Annotated in this window: 22 protein-coding genes and 1 CRISPR repeat array; of the genes, 10 read left to right on the top strand and 12 right to left on the bottom strand. The window is 66.4% G+C overall.

The genetic code is table 11. The features are described 5' to 3' along the window. Window positions 1–109 precede the first annotated feature (109 nt). Window positions 110–1564: an HDOD domain-containing protein gene (locus METUNV2_RS0114015; protein WP_018230099.1), complete on the top strand. Its 1455-nt coding sequence runs from the start codon at window positions 110–112 to the stop codon at window positions 1562–1564. 4 nt (window positions 1565–1568) lie between these two features. On the opposite strand, the gene METUNV2_RS0114010 is transcribed toward METUNV2_RS0114015, so the two are convergent. Further along, a complete protein-coding gene (locus METUNV2_RS0114010) occupies window positions 1569–2741 on the bottom strand; it encodes an esterase-like activity of phytase family protein (protein ID WP_018230098.1) in 1173 nt (390 codons plus the stop codon). Between the two features lie 16 nt (window positions 2742–2757). After that, a complete protein-coding gene (locus tag METUNV2_RS0114005) occupies window positions 2758–4113 on the bottom strand; it encodes an esterase-like activity of phytase family protein (RefSeq protein ID WP_018230097.1) in 1356 nt (451 codons plus the stop codon). Window positions 4114–4314: 201 nt separating this feature from the next. On the opposite strand from METUNV2_RS0114005, the gene argJ reads away from it, so the two are divergent. Both argJ and METUNV2_RS0113995 read left to right on the top strand, forming a co-directional pair. Then, window positions 4315–5556 carry a bifunctional glutamate N-acetyltransferase/amino-acid acetyltransferase ArgJ gene (argJ, locus tag METUNV2_RS0114000; protein WP_018230096.1) on the top strand — a complete coding sequence of 414 codons (1242 nt, stop codon included), beginning with the start codon at window positions 4315–4317 and terminating at the stop codon, window positions 5554–5556. Between the two features lie 130 nt (window positions 5557–5686). After that, window positions 5687–6109 carry a DsrE family protein gene (locus METUNV2_RS0113995; protein ID WP_018230095.1) on the top strand — a complete coding sequence of 141 codons (423 nt, stop codon included), beginning with the start codon at window positions 5687–5689 and terminating at the stop codon, window positions 6107–6109. Window positions 6110–6220: 111 nt separating this feature from the next. Continuing rightward, a CRISPR array of direct repeats spans window positions 6221–11594; the repeat unit is 32 nt; unit sequence GTTTCAACCCACGCGTCCGCGAGGGACGCGAC. Window positions 11595–11776: 182 nt separating this feature from the next. Here METUNV2_RS0113995 and cas2 read toward each other — a convergent pair. Genes cas2 through METUNV2_RS0113960 form a run of 7 tightly spaced genes read right to left on the bottom strand, consistent with a single transcriptional unit; the run spans window position 11777 to window position 19460 of the window. After that, on the bottom strand, window positions 11777–12064 hold the full coding sequence (gene cas2, locus METUNV2_RS0113990; RefSeq protein ID WP_018230094.1) for a CRISPR-associated endonuclease Cas2: 288 nt from the start codon (window positions 12062–12064) through the stop codon (window positions 11777–11779). A gap of 13 nt (window positions 12065–12077) precedes the next feature. Beyond that, the gene (gene cas1c, locus METUNV2_RS0113985) at window positions 12078–13118 is read right to left on the bottom strand and encodes a type I-C CRISPR-associated endonuclease Cas1c (RefSeq protein ID WP_018230093.1); all 1041 of its coding nucleotides are present in this window, start codon (window positions 13116–13118) and stop codon (window positions 12078–12080) included. Between the two features lie 5 nt (window positions 13119–13123). Beyond that, the gene (cas4, locus tag METUNV2_RS0113980; protein ID WP_018230092.1) at window positions 13124–13753 is read right to left on the bottom strand and encodes a CRISPR-associated protein Cas4; all 630 of its coding nucleotides are present in this window, start codon (window positions 13751–13753) and stop codon (window positions 13124–13126) included. Between the two features lie 20 nt (window positions 13754–13773). Continuing rightward, complete coding sequence (cas7c, locus tag METUNV2_RS0113975; protein ID WP_018230091.1) at window positions 13774–14655, bottom strand: type I-C CRISPR-associated protein Cas7/Csd2; 882 nt, start codon at window positions 14653–14655, stop codon at window positions 13774–13776. Then, window positions 14655–16484: a type I-C CRISPR-associated protein Cas8c/Csd1 gene (gene cas8c / locus METUNV2_RS0113970; protein ID WP_018230090.1), complete on the bottom strand. Its 1830-nt coding sequence runs from the start codon at window positions 16482–16484 to the stop codon at window positions 14655–14657. Before cas8c ends, cas7c begins: the two co-directional genes overlap by 1 nt. Next, the gene (gene cas5c, locus METUNV2_RS0113965; protein WP_026188169.1) at window positions 16481–17155 is read right to left on the bottom strand and encodes a type I-C CRISPR-associated protein Cas5c; all 675 of its coding nucleotides are present in this window, start codon (window positions 17153–17155) and stop codon (window positions 16481–16483) included. Before cas5c ends, cas8c begins: the two co-directional genes overlap by 4 nt. Window positions 17156–17210: 55 nt before the next feature. Beyond that, window positions 17211–19460, bottom strand: a complete 2250-nt coding sequence (locus tag METUNV2_RS0113960) for a CRISPR-associated endonuclease Cas3'' (protein ID WP_036271209.1) — start codon at window positions 19458–19460, stop codon at window positions 17211–17213. Window positions 19461–19621: 161 nt separating this feature from the next. On the opposite strand from METUNV2_RS0113960, the gene METUNV2_RS0113955 reads away from it, so the two are divergent. The 4 genes from METUNV2_RS0113955 (at window position 19622) to METUNV2_RS0113940 (ending at window position 22657) form a co-directional block, all read left to right on the top strand. Next, window positions 19622–20752: a methyltransferase gene (locus tag METUNV2_RS0113955; protein ID WP_018230086.1), complete on the top strand. Its 1131-nt coding sequence runs from the start codon at window positions 19622–19624 to the stop codon at window positions 20750–20752. 147 nt (window positions 20753–20899) lie between these two features. Beyond that, a complete protein-coding gene (locus METUNV2_RS20155; protein WP_018230085.1) occupies window positions 20900–21925 on the top strand; it encodes a PEP-CTERM sorting domain-containing protein in 1026 nt (341 codons plus the stop codon). Window positions 21926–22004: 79 nt separating this feature from the next. Next, window positions 22005–22358, top strand: a complete 354-nt coding sequence (locus tag METUNV2_RS0113945) for a winged helix-turn-helix domain-containing protein (protein WP_018230084.1) — start codon at window positions 22005–22007, stop codon at window positions 22356–22358. A 2-nt stretch (window positions 22359–22360) separates the two neighbouring features. Beyond that, window positions 22361–22657 carry a DUF1330 domain-containing protein gene (locus METUNV2_RS0113940; RefSeq protein WP_018230083.1) on the top strand — a complete coding sequence of 99 codons (297 nt, stop codon included), beginning with the start codon at window positions 22361–22363 and terminating at the stop codon, window positions 22655–22657. Window positions 22658–22670: 13 nt separating this feature from the next. Here METUNV2_RS0113940 and METUNV2_RS0113935 read toward each other — a convergent pair whose 3' ends face one another. Further along, a complete protein-coding gene (locus METUNV2_RS0113935) occupies window positions 22671–22877 on the bottom strand; it encodes a DUF2970 domain-containing protein (protein ID WP_026188167.1) in 207 nt (68 codons plus the stop codon). Window positions 22878–22961: 84 nt separating this feature from the next. On the opposite strand from METUNV2_RS0113935, the gene METUNV2_RS0113930 reads away from it, so the two are divergent. The 3 genes from METUNV2_RS0113930 (at window position 22962) to METUNV2_RS20365 (ending at window position 25795) form a co-directional block, all read left to right on the top strand. Beyond that, a complete protein-coding gene (locus METUNV2_RS0113930) occupies window positions 22962–24866 on the top strand; it encodes a DUF4824 family protein (protein WP_018230081.1) in 1905 nt (634 codons plus the stop codon). Further along, complete coding sequence (locus METUNV2_RS0113925) at window positions 24863–25093, top strand: DUF3565 domain-containing protein (RefSeq protein ID WP_018230080.1); 231 nt, start codon at window positions 24863–24865, stop codon at window positions 25091–25093. The genes METUNV2_RS0113930 and METUNV2_RS0113925 overlap by 4 nt, the downstream gene beginning before the upstream one ends. 69 nt (window positions 25094–25162) lie before the next feature. After that, window positions 25163–25795 (top strand): DUF1294 domain-containing protein, encoded by a 633-nt coding sequence (locus METUNV2_RS20365; protein ID WP_018230079.1) that lies wholly within the window; start codon window positions 25163–25165, stop codon window positions 25793–25795. A gap of 161 nt (window positions 25796–25956) precedes the next feature. Here the strand turns inward: METUNV2_RS20365 and METUNV2_RS0113915 are convergent, their stop codons facing one another. Further along, complete coding sequence (locus METUNV2_RS0113915) at window positions 25957–26547, bottom strand: class I SAM-dependent methyltransferase (RefSeq protein WP_018230078.1); 591 nt, start codon at window positions 26545–26547, stop codon at window positions 25957–25959. A 13-nt stretch (window positions 26548–26560) separates the two neighbouring features. After that, on the bottom strand, window positions 26561–26944 hold the full coding sequence (apaG, locus tag METUNV2_RS0113910) for a Co2+/Mg2+ efflux protein ApaG (RefSeq protein ID WP_018230077.1): 384 nt from the start codon (window positions 26942–26944) through the stop codon (window positions 26561–26563). Window positions 26945–26984 lie beyond the last annotated feature (40 nt).

Here is a 26984-nt window from a genome sequence, read left to right as displayed (position 1 = left end):
CCCGCGTGGCCGGTATCCGGGCAGGCCCCGGAAGGCCGGCCGCTCAAGCTTTCGCGTCTGCGCGCCGTTAGCCGGGCATGAAATCCATTTCCATGTCCGGATCCCGCCCATGAGCGCTCCCTCCGTCGCTGCGACCGATCCGCTGTCCGCCTGGGTTGCGCGCCTGCGTGCCCAGGACATGCCGATCTTCAGCGCCACGCTGGCTGCCATCGGCGAAGTGGCGGGTGACGAAGCCAGCCCGGCCTCGGCGCTCGGCCGCATCATCCTGCGCGATGCCGGCATGACCACGCGCGTACTGCGCATGGCCAATTCCGTCTTCTTCCGGGGCGAAAGCCACCGCGTCAGCACGATTTCGCGTGCCATCGTGGTGCTTGGCTTCGACACGGTGCGCAATATCGCGGTGTCGGTTGCGCTGATCGACGCCTTCCTGGCCGGCGGTGTGCGTGAGCGGGTAGCCGCCGAAATGGCCCGCTGCTTCCACGCCGCCGTACATGCCCGGCACGCCGCCCAGGCGCGTGGCGACGCTTCGCCGGAAGAGGTGTTCATCGCCACGCTGCTGTCGCACATCGGTGAAATGGCCTTCTGGTGCTTTTCTGGCGAGGTCGGCATCAGGCTCGACCGTGCGCTGCGCGAACAGCGCGGTGCGCCGGAACAGATCGAAATGGACATGCTGGGCTTCCGCCTGCGCTCGCTTACCCAGATGCTGGCCCGTGAATGGACGCTGCCCTCGCTGGTGGCCAGTGCGCGCGCTGACGGTGTGCGCGCCGACAGCCGCGAAGGCCTGATCGTTGCGGCCTACCGGCTGGCCGAGGCGGCCGAGGGCGGCTGGGATTCCGAACGCGCCCGCTCAGCGGTGCGCGATTACGCCAAGCTGCTCAAGCTGGGCGTGATCGAAGTGGCGCCGGTGGTGGCCGCCCACGCCAAGGAGGCGGCGCGCATCGCCGGCTTCTACGGCTGCGACGACGCCGCCCAGCGCATTCCGCAGGCCAGTCGAGCGGTGGATGCGGGCGCCGACGCGCCGGCGGGCGATGCCGAACCCGACCCGCTGGCCGAACTGGACGTGGCGCGCCGCATTGTGTCGCTGATCGCGCTGCAGGCGGCCAGCACCACGGTGCTGGATCTCGCACTCGAAGGCGCCGGGCGCACGCTGGGTGCCGACCGCGCGGTGCTGGCGCTGGTCACCGCCAACCGTGCACAGCTGGCAGCGCGCGCCACCGAAGGGCTGGGCGCGCAGCAGCTGATGCGGCATTTCAACTTCCTGCTTGCCGGTGCGCCGCGCGACGCGCTGACCGAACTTGTCGACCACGCCCGCACCATCGACGTGGCGGCCGGCTTCGTGCCGGCGCCCGGTCTGCCTTCGCTGACCCGGCTGCGTGCCGCGCTCGGCGACCGGCACCAGATGCTGGTGCCGGTCGAGGCGCACGGCCAGGTGATGGGCGTGCTCTACATCGACCGGGCGCCATCGCGCCCGGTGTTCCCGGAAGACGCCCAGGAGGGGCTGCTGCACTTCGCACGGCTGGCCGGGCTCGCGCTGGAACAGTCCGGCCCGCGCCCGCGCGGCTGAGCACTCAGCCGCGGCGTCGGGCCGCCCAGCCGATCAGGCCGAGGCCGGCCAGCAGCAGCGCGTACTGTTCCGGTTCGGGCACCGGCGCGATTTCCAGCGCGATGAACTGGGTGCTCTGGCTGCCGCTGAAATTGTTGTCGGCGGCCAGCACCAGCGTGCGGTGGCCGTTGGCCAGCGTGTGGCCCCAGCTGACCGCCTCGATGTTGTCCAGCGTGATGCCCTGGTAGGTGAGGGGCATTTCCAGCAGCAAGGTGCGGCGCATCGGCGTGTAGGCCGCGCCGGCCAGACTGGCGAAGGCGGACACGTCGGTGGTGTCGGCGGTGATTTCGGCCAGCGTCAGGCGGATGGTGTTGCCGACGCCGGACGCGAAGGCGCGTTCGATGGCGATGAACTGCGTGTCGGAAATCGCCAGCAGTTCGGGCAGACCGTTGTCCGGGACGAACGGGGCACCGGGGGCGGCATCGACCGGAATCGGCGGCAGTGCGTAGGCGTACTGCGCGCGGGCGCTGCCGCTGACCGGGTCGAGTGCGGTGACGCGCACCACGCTGCCCGCGTTCAGCGTCGTGATGTTTCCGTCCTGGATCAGCGCGTCTTCGTTGGCCACGAACACGGTGCCGTCCGGCGCCACGGTCAGCGCCTCGAACAGCTTGTTGCTGCGGCCGCCGGTGCTGGCGTTATCGACATAGTTGTACATCGCCGGCGTCGCGAACTCGCGCACGAAGGCGCCTGAGGTCGTCATTTCGCGGACGAAGGGCTGGTAGCGGGCCGCCGCATTCGTGCTCCAGTTGCCTTCCGACGACCAGTAAAGATTGCCGTTCGGCGCCACGCGCAGCCCTTCCGGATCGACCGTGCGGGCATTGGCCGGGAAGGTCGAGCCATCCGGCCGCTGCATGAAGGTCTGGCTGTTGATGCGGACGCCATGGAAGCCGCTGGCGTCGTAGTCCAGCGACAGATTGTAGAAGCGCGGCGTGCCGCGCTCGCCACCGCGGTCATCGGAAATGGCCCAGTAGCTGCCGTCGGCGGCGCGGTCGATGCCGGAAATGCCGCCGAACTCCACGCCCTGGTACAGCGTGCCGGTGGGCAGCGAGGTGGCGCCGATCACGCGCAGGGAAAAATCAGCCGCCTGCGCACCGGTTGCGAAGGCCGCGATCACGGCCGGGAGGATGAGCTTTTTCATTGAGACGTCTCCAGGTTCAGCCGCGACGGCGGGCCGCCAGACCGATCAGGCCGAGACCGGCCAGCATCAGCGCGTAGGTTTCCGGCTCCGGCACCGGGTTGGCGAGCTGTATGCGCAGGAATTCGGTGTTGTCCGAGGTCAGCGCGCGGCCGCCACCGCCCGGAAAGTTGTTGTCATTGACCACCAGCAGCGTCCGCTCGTCGAGCAGCAGCACGTCCTCGATCGTCACGTAGGGGAAGGTGAAGGTGGTCGAGCCGTCGCCATTCAGGTCGTCCGGGTCGGCGATGTTCATCAGGTCGACCAGTTCGGTCTTCTTCGCGAAGCCTTCGGCATCCCGCTGGCTGCTGTCGATCATGAAGATCTTCTTGAACGGCGTGCCGCTGGTGGCGGTGCCGCCGTTGCGCTCGATCACCAGAAAGCGGTGGTCGTCGATCGCGGTCATGTCGCCGATATTGGTGCCGTCCGCGTCCAGCCGGTAGCCGAACCAGTCGCCGGTGAAGGCTTCGTCCGCCAGGCTGAATTCCTGAACCAGCAGGCGCTTCTGGTTGCTGTCGGTGGTGAGCGGGCGCTCCAGCAGCGTGTACAGATGGGTGCCGCTGGCGTTCAGCGCCATGCCCTCGAAGCCGCCGGAGCCCGGCAGGTTGGTGGCGCCGCTCACCAGCGGGCTGGACGGCGACTGCACATACGGGTTGCTGCCCAGGCCCAGCACATTGGGCGTACGGAACACGTTCTGCACCGTGCCGGTGGCGTCGGTCTTGACCAGGAAGGGGCCGAATTCCTCGCCGAACCACAGATTGCCGGTGCGGTCGCGGCGCACCGACTCCAGATCGAGATCGGCCCCGGTGAGCAGGCGGCCGCTGCTGATGCGGCTGTCCACCGCGATGCTGCTGCCCGGGTAGGTCGCGCCGTCGGCCACGATGGCGAAGGGCAGCCTGCGGTTCGCGTCATTGAGCGTGATGCGCGAGGCGGCGTCGAAGCCGGGCAGGGCGGCGCCGTTGCCGAAGCCGGCCGCGCTCACGCTGTGCGCGCCCCAGTTCACCTGTACCGCATACATGCGCAGCAGCGCGTCCGCCGAATTGCCTTTGGCGCCGAAACCGTTGTCCACCAGCATCTGGTAGCTGCCGTTCGGGCCGGCCAGCACGCCGGAGAAGCCCTGTACCGGCTGGGCGTGCAGGTAGGGCGGATTGTTTTCCGGGCTGGCACCGTTGGTGAAGGCGAACTGGCCGGAGGTCGGGCCGTCGGAAAAGGTGGCGGCCGGCAGCATCGCCCAGCCGGTCAGCGTGTTCTGGGCGGCGTGCGCGGTGCTGGCGAACGGGCTGCCGAGGGCGCCGGCGATGGCCAGCGCGAGGGTGAGGCGGGCGGGTGCGTGCATGGTCAGCTCCTGTGCAGTGGTCGGCTCCGCTTCTTCGCGAATGCAAAAAAGCGTTAAGCCGGCACGGTAGGAGGGCGGCTTTTCACTGCCATGAAGACCGGGTGGTCCGTTCGGACCATGGCTGACGCATTCGCTGCGCTGCGGAAAGCAGGACGCCTGCGCGTGTAAACTGCGCGTTTTGCCTGACTGGATGAGCCTGCCATGCCCGTGAATTACCAGACGCCTTCCGCCGAAACCCTGCTGCCGGTCGCCGGCGTGCGCCTGGGCATCGCCCAGGCCGGCATCCGCAAGGCCAACCGCCGCGACCTGTGCCTGATTTCGCTGGTGCCGGGTGCGCGCGTGGCGGGCGTATTCACGGTGAACCGCTTCTGTGCGGCGCCGGTGCAGGTGTGCCGCGATCACCTGTCGCGCAGCGACATCCGCGCGCTGGTGATCAACACCGGCATCGCCAACGCCGGCACCGGCGAACCCGGCCTGGTGGCCGCCCGCGCCACCTGCGTAGCGGTCGCCCGCGCGCTGGAACTGGCGCCGGAACAGGTGCTGCCCTTCTCGACCGGCGTCATCATGGAGCCGCTGCCGGTGGATCGCATCGAGCGCGGCATTCCGGCCGCGATGGACAATCTGGACGAAGCCAACTGGTACGAGGCGGCGCACGCCATCATGACCACCGACACCGTGGCCAAGGCCGGCTCGCGCACCGTGCAGATCGGCGGCCGCAAGGTCACCATCACCGGCATCAGCAAGGGCGCCGGCATGATCAAGCCCAATATGGCCACCATGCTGGGCTTCGTCGCCACCGACGCGGTGCTGTCGCAGGCGGCGCTGGAGGCGCTGGTGAAGCACGCCGCCGACCGCTCGTTCAACTGCGTCACGGTCGATGGCGACACCTCGACCAACGACTCCTTCATGCTGATCGCCTCCGGCACCGCCGGCCACGCCGAAATCACCTCGCTCGACAGCGCCGACGGCCGTGCGCTGGCCGACGCGGTCACCTCGCTGGCGGCCGAACTGGCGCAGGCCATCGTGCGCGACGGCGAGGGCGCGACCAAGTTCATCACCATCGAGATCGAAGGCGGCCGCGACGTGGCCGAGTGCAAGGCGGTCGGCTACGCCATCGCCCACTCGCCGCTGGTGAAGACCGCCTTCTTCGCCTCCGACCCCAACCTCGGCCGCATCCTGGCCGCGGTCGGCAACGCAGCCCAGACCCACCCCTCGCTGATGGACCTCGACACCTCGAAGGTGAGCCTGTGGATCGGCGACTTCCTGGTGTCGAAGGACGGAGGCCGCAATCCGGACTACAAGGAAGAGCAGGGCGCGGCGGCGATGGCGCCGGCCGAAATCACCATCCGCGTGGCGCTGGGCCGCGGCGAAGCCCGCGCCACCTGCTGGACCTGCGACTTCAGCTACGACTACGTGAAGATCAACGCGGACTATCGCAGCTGATCCGTCGCAATTGAGTTGAGGCGGCCAGCGCTGCTTATCTGCAGCGCTGGCAAGTACATCAGAAACGCTGCGAAGCGGCGGTGGTCCGGATGGCGAGAATGAGGGTTTCACCCTCACCGGAATTCGTCACATGACACCTGCTTCGCTGCTGCGCCACCTGTTCGGCCTGACGGGCGCCTTCTTCACGTCGCTTGCGCTGGCAGGCGGAACCGTGGTCTATCACATCAACGATGCTGCGGCTGCGCGCGGGCTGCTCGGCAACGTGCAGAACCACCTGAACGCATCGCCGGACATCCGCATTCATGTCGTGAGCAACGGGCGCGGCGTCGATTTTCTGCTCAGGGACGCGCTCGACGCGGAGGGCAAGGCCTATGCGCCTGCAGTCCAGGCGCTGGCCAGCCGTGGCGTGGCATTCAAGGTGTGCCGGAACACGCTGAAGGCGCGCAGCCTGACGGACGAAGCCGTACTGACCGAAGCCAGCGTGGTGCCGGCCGGCGTAGCCGAAGTGGCACGGCTGCAACTGGACGAGAAGGCGGCGTATATCAAGCCCTGAGATCGTCTAATTCTTGGTTTTTAGGTTCTTGTTATTTTTGACCAACCTCTAACTTATGCGTTTGAAATAAACGCAACAGCAATAGACTGACCGCAGCGTGCATTACGACCGAATTTAGCCCACGCGCCCGCGAGGGAAGCGACCTCGCATATCGCTCCCGAGATCTGAAAGCAGGCAAGTTTCAACCCACGCGTCCGCGAGGGACGCGACGGTCACGCGGGGCGCCAGGCGCCTGCGCGAGGCGAAGTTTCAACCCACGCGTCCGCGAGGGACGCGACGACCGTGGGCGGACAACTACGTCGAGATGGGCCGGTTTCAACCCACGCGTCCGCGAGGGACGCGACGCGAGGAACTGGCCTGGGTGCGCGCGCTGGTCGAGGTTTCAACCCACGCGTCCGCGAGGGACGCGACACCTCGTAGTCGGTCAGCTTCAGGTCCGGGGTCTTGTTTCAACCCACGCGTCCGCGAGGGACGCGACTGATCAGGGCAGTGAAGACCGCATAGGCGGTCCAGTTTCAACCCACGCGTCCGCGAGGGACGCGACTCGCCGCGGTAGCGGATCGCTTCCAGCTCCTCCGTTTCAACCCACGCGTCCGCGAGGGACGCGACGGCGCGCGGGCGGCGGCATGGTACTGGACCGACCGGTTTCAACCCACGCGTCCGCGAGGGACGCGACATCGCCGCCCGCCTCACCGGCTACGTGAAGCGAGGGTTTCAACCCACGCGTCCGCGAGGGACGCGACAACCCCATCGCCCTTCAGGGCGGTGGCACAGCATGGTTTCAACCCACGCGTCCGCGAGGGACGCGACGCAGCGGAGCTGCCGGTCGAGCTCCCCAGTCGGTGGTTTCAACCCACGCGTCCGCGAGGGACGCGACGGAACATGGCGGCCCAGATCAGCCTGGAGACCCTGTTTCAACCCACGCGTCCGCGAGGGACGCGACGGCCTCGGTTGGCTCGACCTTGTACAAGCTGACGTGGTTTCAACCCACGCGTCCGCGAGGGACGCGACGCGGCGTAGTCTGCCGCGAACGATTCCGCCCGCTTGTTTCAACCCACGCGTCCGCGAGGGACGCGACAAGATCAGCCGCGCTGACCTGAAGGCGGACGCCAAGTTTCAACCCACGCGTCCGCGAGGGACGCGACCTGGCGGCCGCGTGTGGCGATGCGCGGGACGTTCTCGTTTCAACCCACGCGTCCGCGAGGGACGCGACCTCTATCTGCCCCCCTGTCGCAAGTGTTTGCCTGACCGTTTCAACCCACGCGTCCGCGAGGGACGCGACCGGTTCGCATCGCCCTGAGTCGCAAGAAGATCATGGTTTCAACCCACGCGTCCGCGAGGGACGCGACTCGGCATTGCTCTCGACGTTCTTCGCGCAGCGCCAGTTTCAACCCACGCGTCCGCGAGGGACGCGACGTGCGCATCGGGCGCATGCTGTAGCGGTAGATAGTGTTTCAACCCACGCGTCCGCGAGGGACGCGACCGCTATTGCGGTGGCACTGGGCGGCATGTACATCGTTTCAACCCACGCGTCCGCGAGGGACGCGACGCAGGCGAATTCATCCATCAAGACCGGCAGCGGTACGTTTCAACCCACGCGTCCGCGAGGGACGCGACCGGCGCGTGTCGCGGATCAACTCGGCGTCGCCTTGTTTCAACCCACGCGTCCGCGAGGGACGCGACTTCGAGTCGGCGCGCAGCTATGAGCAGTGGGGCGTGTTTCAACCCACGCGTCCGCGAGGGACGCGACTTCCGCCCGACGCGGAGGAAATGGCTGTGTCGGGTTTCAACCCACGCGTCCGCGAGGGACGCGACTTCGGTCGTCAGGGGCGCACCCGCGGCAGCGAGGGTTTCAACCCACGCGTCCGCGAGGGACGCGACGAAGCATTCCATACGGCGTCTGCGGACGAGAACTTGTTTCAACCCACGCGTCCGCGAGGGACGCGACCACTCGACTTTTTTGGCGGCTGCCGCGGGCCGGAAGTTTCAACCCACGCGTCCGCGAGGGACGCGACTGCTGCAGGGCGATGAGCTCAAGTCCATTCTGGAGTTTCAACCCACGCGTCCGCGAGGGACGCGACGATCGCTGCGCGCGCCATCGGTGTGACCACGCAGGTTTCAACCCACGCGTCCGCGAGGGACGCGACACGGTGCTGGTGCAGGGCGAAGTCGCGGCGGTTGTTTCAACCCACGCGTCCGCGAGGGACGCGACGACGAGGGGGCGGGGCATGTTGGTCACCATGTCAGTTTCAACCCACGCGTCCGCGAGGGACGCGACGCTGCCGGCGGCAGCCGCCATCGGTGCGGCGCTGTTTCAACCCACGCGTCCGCGAGGGACGCGACGGTCAAACCAGCTCACGACGCCCCCACAGAATCAGTTTCAACCCACGCGTCCGCGAGGGACGCGACTGGCGTCGTGGCGGCGCTGGGCGTGCTGGAAGGCGTTTCAACCCACGCGTCCGCGAGGGACGCGACGAGCGGGTGTTCGGCCGGGAGAGCAGCGGCGGCGTTTCAACCCACGCGTCCGCGAGGGACGCGACTATAGACGGTTGAGCCGCCCGGTGCGCAATACATCCAGTTTCAACCCACGCGTCCGCGAGGGACGCGACTTCAGCGGCCGGCTACATCGCGAAGTACATCAGCAAGTTTCAACCCACGCGTCCGCGAGGGACGCGACGCTCCGCTACCAGCCGAAGCCAGCTATTCGCCGCGTTTCAACCCACGCGTCCGCGAGGGACGCGACCGATACAGCATTTCCATCACCCCTTCATCAACATGGTTTCAACCCACGCGTCCGCGAGGGACGCGACTATTTCTCTACCTGGGCGCGCATTCCTCGTGCATTGTTTCAACCCACGCGTCCGCGAGGGACGCGACCAGCGTGGAGCGGCGGAACGCACCGGTGCCGACGTTGTTTCAACCCACGCGTCCGCGAGGGACGCGACTACGGCGTACCCGGCGAGCCCGATTCCGATCGTCTTGTTTCAACCCACGCGTCCGCGAGGGACGCGACCCGCGCTGCCGCTGCCGCAGGCCGCAGCACCCACCGAGTTTCAACCCACGCGTCCGCGAGGGACGCGACGGCCGGCGTGCGGGTTGTCCTCGTTGCTGACTTGTTTCAACCCACGCGTCCGCGAGGGACGCGACCCTGCACCGGCTCGATGTACGCGCTCTGCGTGCTGTTTCAACCCACGCGTCCGCGAGGGACGCGACGCCGACGCCCGATTAGGGCGGTCGGCCTTGACCGGTTTCAACCCACGCGTCCGCGAGGGACGCGACCGGCGGAAAAGAAGGGCGTGCAAGGCGTCATTGGCGTTTCAACCCACGCGTCCGCGAGGGACGCGACCGGGTCGCGCTTGACCAAACTGTTGAGCGGGCAGTGTTTCAACCCACGCGTCCGCGAGGGACGCGACCTCGATGGTGTCGATACGCCCTTCCTGGAGCTGGAGTTTCAACCCACGCGTCCGCGAGGGACGCGACGCCCGTTGGTGACCGCGTCGTCGAAGGTGACCCTGTTTCAACCCACGCGTCCGCGAGGGACGCGACACCCGGCAGCCAAGGCCATTGAGCGCGACAAGATGTTTCAACCCACGCGTCCGCGAGGGACGCGACAAAAAAGCCCCGCCGCTTAGGTTCCGCCGGAGCGGTTTCAACCCACGCGTCCGCGAGGGACGCGACACGGGCGACATCAGCGGCGCGGCAGCGGTAGCCTGGGTTTCAACCCACGCGTCCGCGAGGGACGCGACCAGAGGGAAGTCGGGGCATCGAACAGCTCCTCGCGTTTCAACCCACGCGTCCGCGAGGGACGCGACTCGGGTTCGTGGTGATGAAAGGGGGTGGTCTGGTGTTTCAACCCACGCGTCCGCGAGGGACGCGACCATCACGCACCGCTCCGGCTGAACATCAGCGAGAGTTTCAACCCACGCGTCCGCGAGGGACGCGACCTTGCATCCGCGCGGTGCTGAGGTCGGCATAAAGCAGTTTCAACCCACGCGTCCGCGAGGGACGCGACGGGCGTGTCGCTTTCGCTCACCGGCATCCCGTCGGGTTTCAACCCACGCGTCCGCGAGGGACGCGACGCCGCCCCCTCCGGCACAACGATTGCGGGCGTCTCGTTTCAACCCACGCGTCCGCGAGGGACGCGACGGCGTCGACGACATCAGCTATCTCGACCTGGAAACGTTTCAACCCACGCGTCCGCGAGGGACGCGACGCGGCCGGGGTGAGAGTCGTCAAGTGATCCGCGGCGTTTCAACCCACGCGTCCGCGAGGGACGCGACTTCACAGCTGACCCCCGTAGAAGCCGCCCGGAGCGTTTCAACCCACGCGTCCGCGAGGGACGCGACCTCTACGACACCTATCAGGACGACACGCTCACCCAGGTTTCAACCCACGCGTCCGCGAGGGACGCGACAATGGTGGCGCGCGCCAGTGCGGGCCAGCGCTGGCCGTTTCAACCCACGCGTCCGCGAGGGACGCGACCTGCAGCGCCTGGTGACACGCATCGAGACCGATATGTTTCAACCCACGCGTCCGCGAGGGACGCGACCGTCCGAACGGTCGTTTTCTCGCAATCATGGCGACGTTTCAACCCACGCGTCCGCGAGGGACGCGACCTGGCGGCGGCCTGGGTGTATTCGCGCGGCATCAAGTTTCAACCCACGCGTCCGCGAGGGACGCGACGTCGTGAGCTGGTTTGACCTGGGAATGACCGCGCTGTTTCAACCCACGCGTCCGCGAGGGACGCGACCACCGCGGGCTCCGAACACAGGGGGGGCGGGGTCGTTTCAACCCACGCGTCCGCGAGGGACGCGACACGGGGCCATCAACCAAGGAAGCCGCGAATGAACATGTCGTTTCAACCCACGCGTCCGCGAGGGACGCGACGTCTTCCTCTCGAACGAGCGCATGCCCGTGGTGCTGGTTTCAACCCACGCGTCCGCGAGGGACGCGACCCCAGGTGTCACCGCTTGAGCCGGAGGTACGCGACGTTTCAACCCACGCGTCCGCGAGGGACGCGACCAGCAACGCGCCCGCCCTAACGCTCCGGGGATTCGTTTCAACCCACGCGTCCGCGAGGGACGCGACACTGTCCGGCGGCCGATTACATCAAGTGGGCCGCGTTTCAACCCACGCGTCCGCGAGGGACGCGACAGCACACCCAACGCTGCCAGCCCCGCCCAGGTTGTTTCAACCCACGCGTCCGCGAGGGACGCGACCCGCGCCGGCCAGCAGCCACGGCAGGAAGCGGGCGTTTCAACCCACGCGTCCGCGAGGGACGCGACACCTATCCAGCATGCATGCGGCGCGGGCAAAAAAGTTTCAACCCACGCGTCCGCGAGGGACGCGACCTGCGAGGCGGTGTCGGTGCTGAGCGCGGTGACGTCGTTTCAACCCACGCGTCCGCGAGGGACGCGACCGACCGCTCACTCGCTGATCGAACGTCACATGACGTTTCAACCCACGCGTCCGCGAGGGACGCGACCCCGTCACGGTAACACCGTGCAGGAGAACGGAAATATGACTGGATTCCGCGAACCGGAACTTACGAGCGGGATGAAATAGCGGAGTACTTGGTGGCGCTAAGAAAGAGCCCACTAAATCAGTCGGATAGGAGCGCGCGAACGTTCCGGGGCTACTCCGGTTGCTAGAGGTTCGCGGAGGCGGTCAGAAAACCAGTGGGCCGTTCAGATCAAGCGATGCTTTCGCGCCTGCATGTTCGACCTTTGTCTTCCAGTTCTTGCCGAGGTAGTAGAAGCGCAGGCTGTCTTGCGCAGGGTCGATCACTTCCAGCAACCGGTGCTTGAGCAGCGTCCATTGCGCCGGATCGACTTCAATCTCAAAGACTGAGCATTGCACGCGCTGCCCGTAGTCCTGACAGGCCTTGGCGACGCGGCGTAAACGCCGCTCCCCTGCGGGCTCCCGGGTGCTTACGTCATAAGTCACCAGAACCATCACCTTGTTTGGCTCACTTCCACAGGAACGGCGGATAGGCTTCAAGGTCACCACGAAGGTGGCGGGCAAGAAGCTGAGCTTGTATTAAAGGAAAGAGACCGACAGCGATCTTCTCCTCGACAAAGATGTGGCGCAACTCTTCTCGTTTGCGCTCCTGATAAGCCGTCAGCACTGTTTTTCGAGATTCTTCCCGCAGCGACACTGCTCCATTATCTAGCTGGATGAAATCGCGTTTTGTCAGCTGACGCCGATTGATGAGCGATAGTGCCAAGCGATCCGCCATGACGGGGCGGAACTCTTCAAGCAGATCCAGCGCGAGGCTGGGCCGACCAGGACGATCTCGATGCAGGAAGCCAACAGCTGGATCGAGCCCCACGCTCTCTAACGCAGAACGGCAGTCGTGAGTCAGCAGCGTGTAGAGGAACGAGAGCAGGGCATTCACGGCATCCAATGGCGGGCGGCGACTCCGTCCCTTGAAGCGCAGGGTGGATTCTGGGGCACGGATCAGGTGGTCGAATACGCCGAAGTAGGCCTGTGCAGCCTCTCCTTCAAGTCCGCGGAGCACTTCTATGTCATCTTCCTGCAGCAGGCGTGCGGATATACGACGCAGGCGCTCACGGGCGTGCGTCAAAGCGGCCATATCAGCTTCTCGCATCCCCTCGCCGTGATCCCTCATCGCACGGCCAAGCACCGCGCGTTGGTTATGTACCTTGCCAATCAGCAGATTGCGAACTACCAGAGCACAGCGGGAGGGATCGTCGGTGCGGCGGTATTGCTCCCGCCGCAGCAGTACGTTGCCTGACACAGGGCCTTCCATCCGAGCCAGAAACCGGCCGTTCGGCGACAAAAAACTGACGGAAATGCCTTGTTCGGCGCAATAGCCGAGAAGCGGAGGCGAAACCATCACCCGCCCCATGCACACCATGCTTTCAAGCATGTGGGAGGGTAATCGGGCCCGTTCCTCGCCCTCGACCTCCATCACGATGTTGGCGCCGTCCTTCTTGAGCCAGGCGCCGTCGGTGGTGACATATAGGGTGTTGAGCTGGCGGCGCATGCGCTTCAGTCCTCGTTCTGCAACTGGCGTTTCAGCCAGGCGTCCACATGGCCGGCTTTCCCCAGTAATCGCGGCTGACAGAGATCAAGCAGGGAGCAGCTGTCACAGCGTCTGGCCTCATAACTCGCGAGTGGCGTAAGGCGGGAAATGAACATGGCACGCGTGCCATCGATCGTTTCTCGTGTCAGCGAACGCAGCGTTTCATCAAACACCACACGCTCCCGCCTCCGTGGCTGCCCGTAAAACAAGGCACCCTCCGCCACTGTCTTCCCGAACATTGCTTCGAGGCACAGGCCCTGAGCACAGAGTTGAACTTCATCCGCACGGTGAGCCTTGGGACGCCCTCGTTTGTACTCCACCGGATACGGCCGTTCGCCGGTTGGTTCGACGTGGAACTCCACTACGTCCGCCACCCCGCCGATACCCAGGTCCGCGCTGGACAAGGGCATGGCGGTGACTGTGCGCACGCCGTGCCGCAGCTCCACGGCGGGTGTATCGGCCTTGTCGTGCAGCAAGCGCCCTTCTGCTGTCTGGCGGTTCTCTGCCCACTGCTGCTCCAGATGAATGAGCGCACACTGGCGCGGGCAATAGAGATAGTGCTGCAGAGCGGACAGGGGGATGAGATCGTCGTCCATGCTCGTCCCCCTGTCTGTACTCAGAGGTACTCGCGCATCGTGACGCCCTGGGGCAGGGCCTCTGCATTCACGGTGACCCGGTAGTCGGCGAAGCTGCGCGCAGGACCATCCTCATCGTGCGTCGCCCGGGCCACGACGACGGCCTCGAAAAGTTTGTGCGCAGGTGCGTTGCCCATTGCACTCTCATGCTCGAACACGATCAGCTTGCGAGCCGCCATTTCACCGCGGGCGGCAGAGCGGTCGTGCTCGAACATGTTGATGAGTGCCTGCCAGAGCAGCTGCAGATCGGCATCGGAGAAGCCGGTGCGTTCGGCCAGCTTGGCGGAGACGAAGCCGTGTGCGCGGTAAAGACCATAGGGCAGGATGTGCTTGCGGCCCATCGTGCGGTTGTCACCGCTCTGTGCCTCAGCTTCTTTCTCGGTGGTGACCGCCATGCGCGTGATGGAGATTTCCAGCGGCAGCACCGGCTCAACCGAGGTGGCGAAGCCGAGCTGAACTGGGCCGCGCACCTGACCGGCATTGATGCCGGTGGTCATCACAGCGCCGAAGGTACGCACATCGAAGAAGTTGGCGCACATCCAGGCCGTGATCTCGCGCGCCTTGGCTTCGTCCTTGGGCAGCTTCTTGTCTTCCGGTTTGATCTCTAGCGCCTCATAAGCTCGTTTGTGCTGGTTGTTTAGCACGGCCTTTTCTTGCATGTAGATCGCGTAACCCGGGCCACCTTCCTTGTCGAGGGTGACGAAGTTGCGGATCTTGCGTTTCAGCGCGACGTCAGTGACTAGACCATGGTTGGTTTCAGGATCCAGTCGCGGCAGGTTGCCGGCATCCGGATCGCCATTCGGATTGCCGTTGGTGACATCGAACAGGAAGACGAATTCGTAGCGGTGGGAGATGGCCGTCATCAAAGGGCTCCTTCGGTCTCGGTTTCGGTGTGTTCGGCAGCGTCGCCTGTGGCGTCGCGCTTGGTGAAATGGGTGTGGGACTGGTGGTAGTAACCGATGGCGAAGCTGCCCTGGCCCTCGATCTTCAGGCTGCGCGGAAAGCGGTCGGGCAGGCCTTCCACGATGTCGCGGATTTCCCTCTCCAGCGTTACCGCCTGCCCCGGGCGCTCCTTGCGCAGCTTGCCGAGGTGATTCTGGGTATTGCGCAGCAGCACCGGGAAGATGGCGGCCGGGGTTGCCGAAGCTGCGCCGTAATAGCGGTCCCGGATGGTGGCGTTGACCTGACCACCCAGCGCACAGCGCTGCACGTATTCCAGAACGGCGAACAGGCGCCCGAGCTGATAGCCTGGCAGGGTGGATTGCTTGTCTAGACTCACGGGGATCTCCTCGTCAGAAGTGTGGATGCCCCGGCGACGCTCTCGCGTCAGGACACCCTTGCAGATCGCGGCACGCATGCCGGAAAGATTGCCGTCGCTTCGGATGCGCATGACCGTGTTGGCAAGCAGGCTGCGCGGATACAGGCCACCACTGAGGATGGCGCGCATGGTTTCGCCGATCAGGTTGTCAAACGCGTCGTCGGTCTTGGGCTTCGCGCCCTCGCGGTTGGGCACCGTTGCAAGAAGCAGGCGATAGACCGTGGGCTCGACGCGCCAGGGCAGCGGCTCGATGCGCAGGTCCTGCGCATGCTCGGCCAGCCGTTTCGCGAACACCTCCAGCGTATCGGCCTGCCAGTAGCGCACAGAGAGGCGCGACGCGTTCGGGGCCAGTCCCAGCACATACATGCGGGTTCCGGACGCGAGGCCGGGGTCCAGCTCCGCCAGCGGTCTTCCCTTGCTCAAGCCATCCAGCACCGTGCGCAGTCGTTCGGCTTCGCTGTCGTCGTCCGGCGGCATGAGCAGGCTGGCGAGGAAATTCTCAGCTGCCTGGGCGTCGACCTCGCCGCCGGCAGCCTCCGCCCAGAACACCACCGAGGTGTCGCCTACTTGCTGGCGCTGGCGGTTGTCGGGGCCGCGCCGCAGCAGGTAGTTCAGTACCGAGGTATAGGCGAAGGCGGCCTGTTCGGATATCGGCGCGTTGTCGCCCTGACTCTTGCAGTAGGAGGTGAAGGCATCGAGGTTGAATGACACCAGTGAAGCGCCGGAACTTTGCGCGCCGTTCACGCCCTTGATCGGCGGATGCAGACGGGCGATGGGCGCCACCTCTCCGCTTACCAGGCAGATTGCGCTAGAGGCCGAAATCGGCTGTGCGCCCTCTTCAGCGCTTTCATCGCCAAGTAGCCGGGCACGGACGGCCTGCGCCGCTTCGCGCTCATGCAGGTGGCGACGCTCGTCGCCCAGGCGGAATACAAGATTGGCATCCAGCATTTCTTCAAGGAACAGCGGAGCCTGGAACTGATCCGGCGACCAGCGGCGCAGAAAGGCCAGCAGGGCTTGCAGGCCCTCATCCTGCGTGCCGGCCAGCGCTTCCTCATGAAACACCTTGAAAGCCTCGTGCTCCTTGTCGGTGCGCTTGCTGGTGGCACTGACGCCGAGCACGTAGCTGGTCTTGTCCCACAGGAAATTGGGCTTGATGCCGACAGTGCGCTTCTCCGGCTGGGGCACATCCAGCAAACGCGGCTGAGGCTTCTTGCCCGTGGTGTCGCGAATGTCATTCACAGCTTGCACCGTGCCATCCGGCGCCAGCACGATCTCGTAGCTGATCTTCTCCGGGCTGTAGCCATAGCCTGCAATACCCTTGGCCTCCCGCTCGACCATGCGCTGGTAATAACGAACGAGCGCCTGCAGGATCATGCCTTCACCTCCGCAGCCTGCCAGGGCGGTACCTCGATCACCCCATTGCGCATATGGGCGCGGAAGAAGCGGGGCGTCATGCCGTCCGAAAAATCGATGTCGTGCAGCATCCAGCCGAGGTCCTTGTCTGGCTCCACTCCGTTTTCCGGCGGCGGTGCAGGGGCGTCGCTCTCCAGCAACTCGAAATGGGCGGGGAACTCGCGCACACCGAGGCAGGGTGCATGGAAGCACTGCCCCTTTCGGGCACGGCGGTTGAAGATGTCAAGGTGCTTGCCGACAGAGTTGTCCGGCCCGGCTCTTCCGGTCAGTTCGAAATGGGCTTCGATCAGATAGCGCACGTCGCGCAGCACGGTGGCCGCGCGCTGCTGACGATCTTCATCCACATAGTTGGCAAGGCTGGCGGTGCTGCCTGCTTTCATCGCCTTGACCACGCTGGCCGGCGACAGCTTTCCGCCGACCTCGTTGCGGCGGATCGATTCGAAGCGCACTGGCTTCAGTACGTGGATGCGGTCGATGTGCCAGCGGATCGCCGGCTTCCAGTGAATGGCCTCCAGAATGCCGCGGGCGGCCGAAGGCGTGATCACGTCGTAGCTCACACGCTCGACCTTCATCTCGGGTCGCGTGAAGCAGGCACGTTCGCCCCAGACCAGAAGGCGGATTCCATACGTCAAGGTCAATTCCCTCCCTATCTCACCTGCTGGACAGCGGCCAGAAGTTTTTCAGCCATCACCAGCACAGGCTCTCCGCTTTGATAAAAGCTGGGTCGTCCCAGCTCAAACCAAACTGCGGGTCGTAAAGATCCATCACCGTCAGCTCCATGAACTGCTCTCCCCAACGCTCTGGCGAAACGGGCTGGATCGCTCCTGATTTGAGCAGCGCCTCGAAACCCTGGCGCGGCAGCTGCACCAGATAGGGCTGCAAGCGGCGAGCGATGCTTCCACTCTTTTCCGCGAAGCGCAGGCCCCGCAGGGCTTCGCGTGCGGTGTCGTCGTACGGCACGATCACCGGCATCTGTACCGAATCGATCATGCGGAAACGTGTTGCCAGGGTTTCCAGCGGCAGGCTGTCGAGCCGGCTACGTCGCAGCAGGCCCATCAGATCGCCGCCATCCAGCGCGGATTCACCCTTTCGCCAGTAAAGTTCGCGAAAATAAGCTTCGATGGCTGCAGGGCAGAGCGGGTCTTCGGAATGTTGTCGCAGCACCGTGGCCGCGGCCTGGGCGAACTGCTTGAGTTCCGGCGGTGGTGCCCAGTCGGCATTTGTGTTGGAGAAAACCCGTACTTCGCTGGCGGCTAAATCTCGGAGTCCTTCCCGGTTGCATCGTCCTGCTGCTTGGGCGATGGAGTCGAGACCGGCCTCGGCGCGCAATACCAGCGGGAAATCCACATCCACCCCGGCCTCGATCAGACTGGTCGACACAAGACGGCAGGGACGTTCCGATCTGAGGTCTTCCCGAACATTTGCCAATACCTGGCTGCGATGCCGGGCGCACATCAGCGTCGTCAGGTGGCGGGCACCGGGCAGGTCTGCCATGTCCTTGAACACCGCGCGGGCATGGCGACGGTTGTTCACGATGCACAGCACCTGATCGTGAGCACGCATCTGGGCGGCCAGGGCCTCATCCGCAAGTTCGCCCACATGACGGACGCGCACGCGTTCAAGTGCGCGGAAGAGGTCGTGTGGCTCCGGTGCGAGTTCCCGCACGTGCTCCAGCCCACCGACGAATTCCGGTGCTTTCAGGGCAGGTTGGGTCGCTGTGCACAGCACTACGCTGCTGCGATAGTTGCGTGCCAGTTCGTCGATCGCGGCGACGGCGGGGCGCAGCAGTTTCAGCGGCAGCGTCTGGGCTTCGTCGAGTATGACCACGCTGCCCGCAATGTTGTGCAACTTGCGGCATTGCGACGGCCGCGCGGCAAACAGGCTCTCGAAAAATTGCACCGCGGTCGTGACGATGATGGGTGCATCCCAGTTCTCCATCGCCAGTTTGAGTTTTGCCTGCGCCTGATAGCGTTCCGCATCGGCACGCGAGGGCTCGGGCATGACGAAGGCGCTGTGGTGTTCGAGTACGGCGGCATCGCCCAGTTCGCCCAGCGCGCGCCGGAATACGGCAGCGTTCTGTTCGACGATGCTCGTGAACGGGATGACGAAGATCACGCGCCGCAGACCGTGATGGAGTGCGTGGTCCAGTGCGAAGGCGAGCGATGCGAGCGTCTTCCCGCCACCGGTGGGAACGGTCAGTGAAAACAGACCCGGGTCGAGCGCCGCCTCTGAACGTACATGCGAAAGGATGCGTGCGCGCACTTGATTGACTTCGGTATCCACCGAAAAGCATGACAGATAGGCGTTCAGGCTGTCTCGCAATGCCGACAGAGATGGCCGGGGCAGGGCACGCAGTTGGCTTCTGTCATTGGGTTCCCCGGACAGAGCCACTTTGTCGTAGAAGGACTCCGTATCTAGATAGTCGGCATCGACGAGACAGGAAAAGAGCATTCGGACCAGAAATGCTGCTTGAAAGATCGGCTCACTTGTGCCCGGTCCCTTGAACGGAAGTTCCCCAAGGCTGGGAGGCAGTTGAATGTCGTGCTGCCAGTCCGGAGAAAGAGGAGGCAGCGCATTCGCGCGCATGCGCTCCTTCAGCGACGTTCGCTCCCCGTTCTCGATACCGTTGGCGAGGCCAGCGTGGTGGCCAGCGATTGCGTAAGCAATAAGATGTGCCAGTGGGCCATACTTTTGCAGTGCGACAATAGCGCCCCAGGTTGCATGATCGACGCGGAGAGCCTCACCAGCGATGCGGCGCTGGAAGCCCTCGGTGTATTTCCCGAGGTCATGGAGAAGGCCGGCGACCTCTGCAAATCGCTCGCCCTTGAACAGCGCGGCGAACTGCCCGGCCAGTTGACCAACGCTTCTCAGGTGTTCAGGGAGCGGCTGCCAATCTGATTGGTCTTGCCGGGACGTCGAATGCGCGAAAAAGAGCAAACTTCGTGGCCTCCTCTTGATACCCGCTCGCTCGCGATGGTGGGGATATGTCAGTGGACTTTAGTGTTCCTTTTGTCATGGGTGGTGGCGGGGTTTGTTCCGCCACATTATTTAACGATTGGCCGCGATGGGTTATCCGGTCCGCATTCTGGTAAAAACTCGTGGAAAATGCTTTTCTCAGATGGGATGAGAATTCGATCGAACAACGTGCCCGCTGGCAATCCGAAGCCGGCGTCGCACCCCCGAAGAAGGTGGTCGTTGCCGACGACACGATGACTGCCGACCAGGCGTTCCGTCTGGCCAGCGAAGGCACGGCGCTGCTGTGGCGCGGTGACTTCCAGAATGCGCGGCAGCTGCTGCAGGCGATGGCGCGGCGGGTGGATCGCAAGCCGCGCAAGCCTGCGGCGACGCCGCGCGATGCGTTCAACCAGCATCGGCTGGCGCAGTCGCAGCGGGCGCGCACGCTGGGCATGCTGCTGATTCCGGTGGATGCCGGCCACGTGATTCCGCTGCGCCGCGCGCCGGACGTGACGGCGGCCTGCACGCAGGCCCATGGCGAGGCGACCGAGCCCTATGTCATGTCGCTGCGCGAGCTGCTGGGGCTGATCGGTGCCTACGAGTGGCGGCGCAACGGCGTCGAGATTCCGGCGCTGGGCGCGCGCATCCATCCGCATTACGGCGTGTTCTCGCCGGTACGCGGCGAATATGTCGATCTGGTTGCGAAGGCGCCGCTGCCTGACGCGCTGAAGGGCGATTCAACCGCTTTCGACGTCGGCACCGGCACCGGCGTGCTGTCGGCGGTGCTGGCGAAGCGCGGCATTGCGCGCGTGGTGGCGACCGACCAGGACGCGCGTGCGCTGGCCTGCGCGCGCGACAACGTCGAGCGGCTGGGCAGCGCGGCGAAGGTCGAGGTGATCGAGGCTGATCTGTTTCCGGCCGGCCGCGCGCCGCTGGTGGTGTGCAACCCGCCCTGGCTGCCGGGGCGGCCGAGTTCGCCGCTGGAGTACGCGGTGTATGACCCGGACAGCCGCATGCTGCGCGGTTTTCTTGCCGGGCTGGCGGCGCATCTGTCGCCAGGCGGCGAGGGCTGGCTCATCCTGTCGGATTTCGCCGAACACCTCGGCCTGCGTGCGCCGGACGAACTGGCTGGCCTGATCGCCGCCGCCGGGCTGCGCGTGGCAGGTCGCCTGGATGCGCGTCCGCGTCATCCCAAGGCGATGGACCGCAGCGACCCGCTGTACGCGGCGCGCTCGAAGGAAGTGACCACGCTCTGGCGCCTGGCTGCCGTCTGACACCCCGGCAATCACCGCCCGGGCGCTGTCCGGACGGTGATTCAGGTTCATCCATTCCGGATATGCAAAGCGCTGCCGGTCTTGTGAGTGCCGACGCGATCGGCTTAGCATCGTTATTCCCTATAAAACATAGCGTAAGGAAGAACGATGCATATTCCCCGTCTGGTCGCGCTCTGCGGCGCGCTGTGCGCGCTGCCGCTGCAGGCCGCACCTTCGCTTTCCGTGAGCGTCGGCGGCGCGGTCAACGCGCCGCAGGTACTGGATGCGGCCGCGCTGCAGGCCCTGCCGTCGCTCACCCAGACCGTCAGCTATCAGTCCGGACGCGGGCCGCAGACCCACACCTACACCGGGCCGTCGCTGTGGTCGGTGCTGCAGTCCGCCTCGCCGGCACTCGATGTCGCGGTGAAGAACGACAGCCTCGCGCATTACGTGGTGGCCACCGCGACTGACGGCTACAAGGTGGTGTATTCGCTCGGCGAACTGGATCCGGGCTTTGGCAACCGGCAGGCGCTGCTCGCGCACAGCGAAGTGATCGCCGGGCTGACCCGGCCGCTGTCGTCGGACGGCGTCGCGCGCACCACGATGCCGGGCGACGTGAAGGGCGGTCGCTATGTGTCCGCGGTGGAATCGCTGGCCGTTGCCCGCGCCGCTGGCGACGACTTCACCGCCGGCGGCGGCCGCACCACGACCTTCACCGTCGGCGGTGACGTGCTGAATGCCCATACCTTCGATCTGGCGGCGCTGCAGGCGCTCACACCCACTTCGGTCACCGCTGGCGGCGTGCGCTATACCGGCGTGAGCTTCTGGGACCTGCTCACCGGCGCGACCGGTCTGGCCACCGATCCGGTGGTGAAGAACGATCTGCTGGGCATGTATGCGGTGGCCACCGGCAGCGACGGCTACCGGGTGGTGTTCTCGCTGGGTGAACTGTCGCCCGACTTCGGCAACCAGCCGGTGCTCATCGCCTACGAGGCCGACGGCGTGCTGCTGGAGGATGCCGGTTTCGCCCGCATCGTCGTGCCGAACGACGTGAAGCGGGGTCGCTATGTGTCCAACCTGTCGCGCATCGAGGTGTTCCACGCCGCCGCCGCGGTGCCCGAGCCGCAGACCTGGGCACTGCTGCTGGGCGGACTGCTGCTGACCGCAGGCGTCGCGCGCCGCCGGCTGCACTGACCTCTGCGCCGGGCCGGCCGGGCTGGCGGCAAGTCTGCGATGATGCGGGCTTCGTCCAGTCAAAAGTCCGGCCCGCCCCATGAGTGCAGATGTCCAGTTCCGTGTCCGTTTCCTGTCCGGCGATGAAGTGGCGCTCGGGCCCGGCAAGGTGTCGCTGCTTGAGGTCATCGCCCGCACCGGTTCGATTTCGGCCGCGGCGAAGGAGAAAGGCATGTCCTACCGTCGCGCCTGGCAGCTGGTCGACACCATGAACCGCTGTTTCCGTGAGCCGCTGGTCGACACCGCGGTCGGTGGCCGTGACGGTGGCGGTACCCGCCTCACCGCGGCCGGCGAAGCGGTGGTGGTGGCCTACCGGGCGATGGAGGCTGCGGCGACCGAAGCCGCCTCGCGCCATATCAGTGCGATCGCGCGACGCATCGGCGGCGTGCGCTGACCATGGCTGAGACCGCGTACTACGTGATCGGCCACATCCGGGTGCTGGACGCCTCTCGCTGGGCGGACTATCGCGCCCGCGTTGGCGCCACGCTGGCGCCCTTCGGCGGCGAACTGGTGATGCGCGGCCGGGTGGATGCGGTGCTGGCCGGCGACTGGCCGCGCACCGATACCGTGGTGCTGCGCTTCGCCGATGCGGCCCGCGCCCGCGCCTGGCACGACTCGCCGGCCTATCAGGCGCTGGTGCCGCTGCGCGAAGCCGGGGCCGACGTGGTGCTGGTGGGCTACCAGGACGAGTAGGGCGCCCGCGCGTTCAGCCGGTCGCCCACAGCACCAGGCTGACCAGCGCCACATTCACCAGGATGGCCGCGAACAGCCCGCCGAGCAGGAAGTGCTGCGGGCCCAGCCCTGCGGTGGTGCGGTTGATCAAGCGGGTACGCCCGATGCCGGTGAAGGTGAGCAGGATGATCTTGAGAGCGCGCAGGCTGCCGCGCACGAGCGGTACGGGGGCTTGATCCATGAACGGATTGTGCCCGATGCGCCGCCGGCCGATCACGTCGCGCCGGCATGGCATCATGCGGCGATGACATCCAGAAGCCCTGTGATGAATGCGGAACTGACGCGCACCGAGGCGCAGCAGCGGGTCGATGAAATCCATGCCTGGCGGCGAGAGCAGATGCGGCTGGCGGCCGAAGGGCTGGGCGGGGCCGACGCGGCGGCGGTGGCTGCGCATCACGAGGCGCTGCTGGCACGGCTGGCGGCGCGGCCCGACGTCGATACCACGCAGCGCGACCGGCAGCTGACGCTCGGGCTGCGCATCGCCTCCTTTCTCGGCGCGCTCGCGCTGGCGGCGAGCGTGTTCTTCCTGTTCCGCCAGTTCTGGCCGCAGCTGTCTGAAGCGCTGCAGGTGGCAGTGTTGGCCGCCTCGTCGCTCGCCACGCTGGGCCTCACCGCCTGGCTGCACCGCCGCGACAGCGCCGGTTACTTCACCAAGCTGGCCGCGCTGGTCGCCTTCGTCTGCTTCGTGCTGAACCTCAGCCTGCTCGGCGCCAGCTTCAACATCACGCCGTCGGACAAGGCGCTGCTGCCGTGGGCGGCATTCGCGCTGCTGCTGGCCTATACCTGCGAACTGCGCCTGCTGCTGGTGGCCGGCCTCATCTGCGTCGCCGCCTTCATCGCGGCGCGGGTCGGCACCTGGAGCGGCCTCTACTGGCTGGATCTCGGCGAACGGCCGGAGCATTTCCTGCCGGCCGCGCTGGCCATGTTCTGTGTGCCCTTCTTCGTGGACCACCGGCGCCATCCGGGCTTCGACGCCACCTGGCGCATGGTGGCGCTGCTGGCGCTCTTTCTGCCGATGCTGGTGCTGGCGAACTGGGGGCGGGCGAGCTACCTGCCGCTGTCGGCCAGCGCGGTCGAAGGGGTCTATCAGATCGCCGGCTTTGTCGCCGGCGGCCTGCTGGCCTGGCTGGGTACCCGCCGCGGCTGGCCCGAAGTGAGCAATACCGCGGTCACTTTTTTCGTCATCTTCCTCTACACCAAGCTGTTCGACTGGTGGTGGCGGCTGATGCCGAAATTCCTGTTTTTCCTGCTACTCGGTCTGGTCGCACTGCTGGTCATTTTCGTGCTGAAGCGGCTGCGCGCGGCTGGCGTCGGCATCCCGACTCCGGTGATCGATCGCCGTGGTGCACCGGCGCCCGACCCGGCGCGTCCGCGCCGCCTGCAGCGCAGGCTGGCGGTGGGCGGTGTTGCGCTCATCGTAGCGGTGAATGCGTTCGTGCTGGCGGGGGTGGCGTGGAACCGCTCGGGCGAGCCCGCCAGTCAGCTCACGCTGAGCCAGCGCGAACTGCGGCTGCCCTATGCCTTCGAAGTGGACGGCGAGCGCGGCGGCCTCACCCTGGCGCTGAACTGGCGGGTCAGCCGCCATGCCGAACAGTTCTACGGCGGTGCCGAATGGCTGGACGAAGCGAAGCTGCGCAGCCTGGGATTCGATCTGTCGCGCGGCACCGATGCGCTCTACCCGGAGCGCGAGGTGTTCGTCGTGCTGGAGCTGGCCGGGCCGTCGTGGGCACGTGAGGTGGCACGCGCGCAGGCGCGGGTAGACGAGGTGATGAGCCGCGACGGGCAGCGAGAACAGGACGCGCGCGAACTGAAATCGGCGCAGGAGGGGCTGGCGCTCGAGCGCGAGCGCGCGTCACGGCTGTTCGCGATCGACGCCGGGCGCGATGCGGCGGTGCTGAGGCAGCGCTACCCCGATGTGCAGCGCCACGCCATCGTGCAGGGCCGGGTGCGGCCCTGGGTCAGCCGCCTGCCGGAACGCACGGTCATGTCCGGCACGTTGAGCGCGCTGGCGGTGAGCGACATCTCCGTGCCGCATGCGCTGCGCGGCGGTTTTGACGGGCTGGACCGCGCGAAGCTCGAAAACGGCAAAGGGTCGTTCGAAGCCGAGGTGGCGTGGGGGCGTCGCTTCGAACCCTGGATAGGCGCGGTGCGCGCGCAGGCAGCGCCTTGAAGCAGCCGATCACCGGCTATCTGACCGACGAGGAGGGGCACTGGGTGGCCCGGCTGGCCTGTGGCCACCGGCAGCACGTGCGCCATCTGCCGCCTTTCATCAACCGGCCGTGGGTGACCACCGAAGCAGGGCGCGCCGCCCACCTCGGCGCGCTGCTCGACTGCCCGCGCTGCGACGCCTTCGAGTGGCCGGACCATATCGTCGAACAGGCCGGCCGCCGGCAGTGATATCGTCCGCGGCCATATTTTCTGCCGACACCGGCAGAGCAGTTCCGGCAGTTCACTCGGAGGACAGGCATGCGCAAGGACGGACGGCTGCGTTCGTGGAAGGACGACAAGGGATTCGGCTTCATTACGCCGGATGAGGGCGGTGAGGACGTGTTTGTTCACGTGAGTGCCTTCGACGTCGAAGGCCGGCGGCCGGCCGAAGGTGAGCGGGTGTCTTTCGAGCCGGGCCGCGACCGCAAGGGCCGGCCGTGCGCGCAGCGGGTGACGCTGGCCGGTGCGGCACTGAAAACCCGTCGCGTGGAGGTCCGTGAGGCGCCGGCCGCAGCGCAGTGGGGCGGCGCCACGCTGTTCCTGATTCCGGCCTTCCTGCTGCTGATGGTGGTCGTGAGCCTGCTTTGGCAGGCGCCGCACGGCTGGTTCCTGCTCTATCTGACGGTGAGCCTGGTCACCTTCGCGCTGTACGCGATCGACAAGCAGCAGGCGCAGACCGGTGCGATGCGCGTGCCCGAACCGCGGCTGCATCTGCTGGCGGTGGTCGGTGGCTGGCCGGGTGCGCTGCTGGCGCAGCAGTTCCTGCGTCACAAGTCGGTTAAGGCCTCGTTCCGCCGTGTGTTCTGGGTCACCGTGGTGCTGAACGTCGTGTTTTTTCTGGTGCTCACCAGCCCGGTCGGCCGGCCGTGGGTGGCGCGGCTGGTCGGCTGAGCGGCAGTCCGCTCCTGCCGATGCCGCGGGCGGGTATGTTCGGGGGGAAGGTTCCGGTTCGCGGCCGCATCGCGGCGGGGGCGCCGCTCCCACGGCATCTGCCATGCGCGCTGCCGTTCCTGTGGGAGCGGCGCCCCGCCGCGATTGCAGCCCGTGCCGGCTCAGGTCCGCAGAAGCCGGATCTGCCTGAACCAGCCGCCGAAGGCCGCGGTTTCGTCACTCACCACCGCGAACGGCAGGCCGGCCGCCGCGTCTTCGAACACCACGTCGAGCCGGGTGGCGATGCGCCCGGCCAGCGGCGACAGCAGCCGGCGCAGCGGGGCCGGGCGGTTGCGCGACAGGAATTTGTCCAGCACCAGCGCAGCGCCGCCCGGGCGCAGCACCCGCGCCGCTTCGCGCAGGCAGGCGGCGCCGTCCGGCACCACGGCGACGATGAGGTGCAGCACCACGCAGTCGAAGCTGGCGTCGGCGAAGGGCAGGCGCATCGCGTCGCCGCGCACCGCGCGGTAATCCAGCCCGGAGGCGCGCGGCAGGCTGCGTGCCAGCATGGCGGCGTTGAAATCGAGGCCGGTATAGCGGTGGTCCGGCGGCAGGAAGGGCAGGTCGAGGCCGGTGCCGACGCCGGTCAGCAGCACGTCGGCCGGCGTGCGTGGCAGATGGGAAAGACTGTCTCGACGCGCGCCGCGCGAGGCGGCGGCGACCACCGTGTCGTACAGCGGGGCGAGCCGGGTATAGGAGGACGCGAGCGACATGTCGCCCGCGCGCTCAGTGCAGCACGCGCGGCATGGCCAGCGTGAATTCTGGAATGTCCGCCTCGAACGGGGTGCCGTCTTCGGCCACCATCTGGTAGCTGCCGCGCATGGTGCCGACCGGCGTGTTCAGCGCGCAGCCGCTGGTGTATTCGAAGCGTTCGCCGGCCTTCAGCAGCGGCTGCTGGCCGACCACGCCGAGGCCGCGCACCTGCTGTTCGGCGTTCTGCGCGTCGCGGATGATCCAGTGCCGGCTGATCAGCTGGGCCGGCACGCTGCCGGTATTGACGATGGTCACCGTATAGGCGAACACGAAACGGCTGTCCTCCGGGGCGGACTGGTCTTCGACATAGCGTGCCTGCACGCTCACCGTCGCTTCGTATTTTTTCGATTCGGCCATGACCGCTATTTAACCGAACTGCGGTGACGCGGCAAGCGGC

Source organism: Methyloversatilis universalis EHg5, assembly GCF_000378945.1.
In the GTDB taxonomy this organism is placed as follows: domain Bacteria; phylum Pseudomonadota; class Gammaproteobacteria; order Burkholderiales; family Rhodocyclaceae; genus Methyloversatilis; species Methyloversatilis universalis_A.
This window is presented reverse-complemented; position numbering and strand designations above follow the sequence as displayed.

Excerpts from the sequence above, each read along its gene's own strand:
- cas7c (WP_018230091.1), bottom strand. The coding sequence starts at position 14,655 with ATGACGGCCATCTCCCACCGCTACGAATTCGTCTTCCTGTTCGATGTC.
- METUNV2_RS0113995 (WP_018230095.1), top strand. The coding sequence starts at position 5,687 with ATGACACCTGCTTCGCTGCTGCGCCACCTGTTCGGCCTGACGGGCGCC.
- argJ (WP_018230096.1), top strand. The coding sequence starts at position 4,315 with ATGCCCGTGAATTACCAGACGCCTTCCGCCGAAACCCTGCTGCCGGTC.
- METUNV2_RS20365 (WP_018230079.1), top strand. The coding sequence starts at position 25,163 with ATGCGCAAGGACGGACGGCTGCGTTCGTGGAAGGACGACAAGGGATTC.
- cas4 (WP_018230092.1), bottom strand. The coding sequence starts at position 13,753 with ATGGACGACGATCTCATCCCCCTGTCCGCTCTGCAGCACTATCTCTAT.
- METUNV2_RS0113935 (WP_026188167.1), bottom strand. The coding sequence starts at position 22,877 with ATGGATCAAGCCCCCGTACCGCTCGTGCGCGGCAGCCTGCGCGCTCTC.
- METUNV2_RS0114010 (WP_018230098.1), bottom strand. The coding sequence starts at position 2,741 with ATGAAAAAGCTCATCCTCCCGGCCGTGATCGCGGCCTTCGCAACCGGT.
- cas2 (WP_018230094.1), bottom strand. The coding sequence starts at position 12,064 with ATGGTTCTGGTGACTTATGACGTAAGCACCCGGGAGCCCGCAGGGGAG.
- cas8c (WP_018230090.1), bottom strand. The coding sequence starts at position 16,484 with ATGATCCTGCAGGCGCTCGTTCGTTATTACCAGCGCATGGTCGAGCGG.
- METUNV2_RS0113915 (WP_018230078.1), bottom strand. The coding sequence starts at position 26,547 with ATGTCGCTCGCGTCCTCCTATACCCGGCTCGCCCCGCTGTACGACACG.
- METUNV2_RS20155 (WP_018230085.1), top strand. The coding sequence starts at position 20,900 with ATGCATATTCCCCGTCTGGTCGCGCTCTGCGGCGCGCTGTGCGCGCTG.
- cas1c (WP_018230093.1), bottom strand. The coding sequence starts at position 13,118 with ATGCGCCGCCAGCTCAACACCCTATATGTCACCACCGACGGCGCCTGG.
- METUNV2_RS0114005 (WP_018230097.1), bottom strand. The coding sequence starts at position 4,113 with ATGCACGCACCCGCCCGCCTCACCCTCGCGCTGGCCATCGCCGGCGCC.
- apaG (WP_018230077.1), bottom strand. The coding sequence starts at position 26,944 with ATGGCCGAATCGAAAAAATACGAAGCGACGGTGAGCGTGCAGGCACGC.
- METUNV2_RS0114015 (WP_018230099.1), top strand. The coding sequence starts at position 110 with ATGAGCGCTCCCTCCGTCGCTGCGACCGATCCGCTGTCCGCCTGGGTT.
- METUNV2_RS0113930 (WP_018230081.1), top strand. The coding sequence starts at position 22,962 with ATGAATGCGGAACTGACGCGCACCGAGGCGCAGCAGCGGGTCGATGAA.
- METUNV2_RS0113940 (WP_018230083.1), top strand. The coding sequence starts at position 22,361 with ATGGCTGAGACCGCGTACTACGTGATCGGCCACATCCGGGTGCTGGAC.
- METUNV2_RS0113945 (WP_018230084.1), top strand. The coding sequence starts at position 22,005 with ATGAGTGCAGATGTCCAGTTCCGTGTCCGTTTCCTGTCCGGCGATGAA.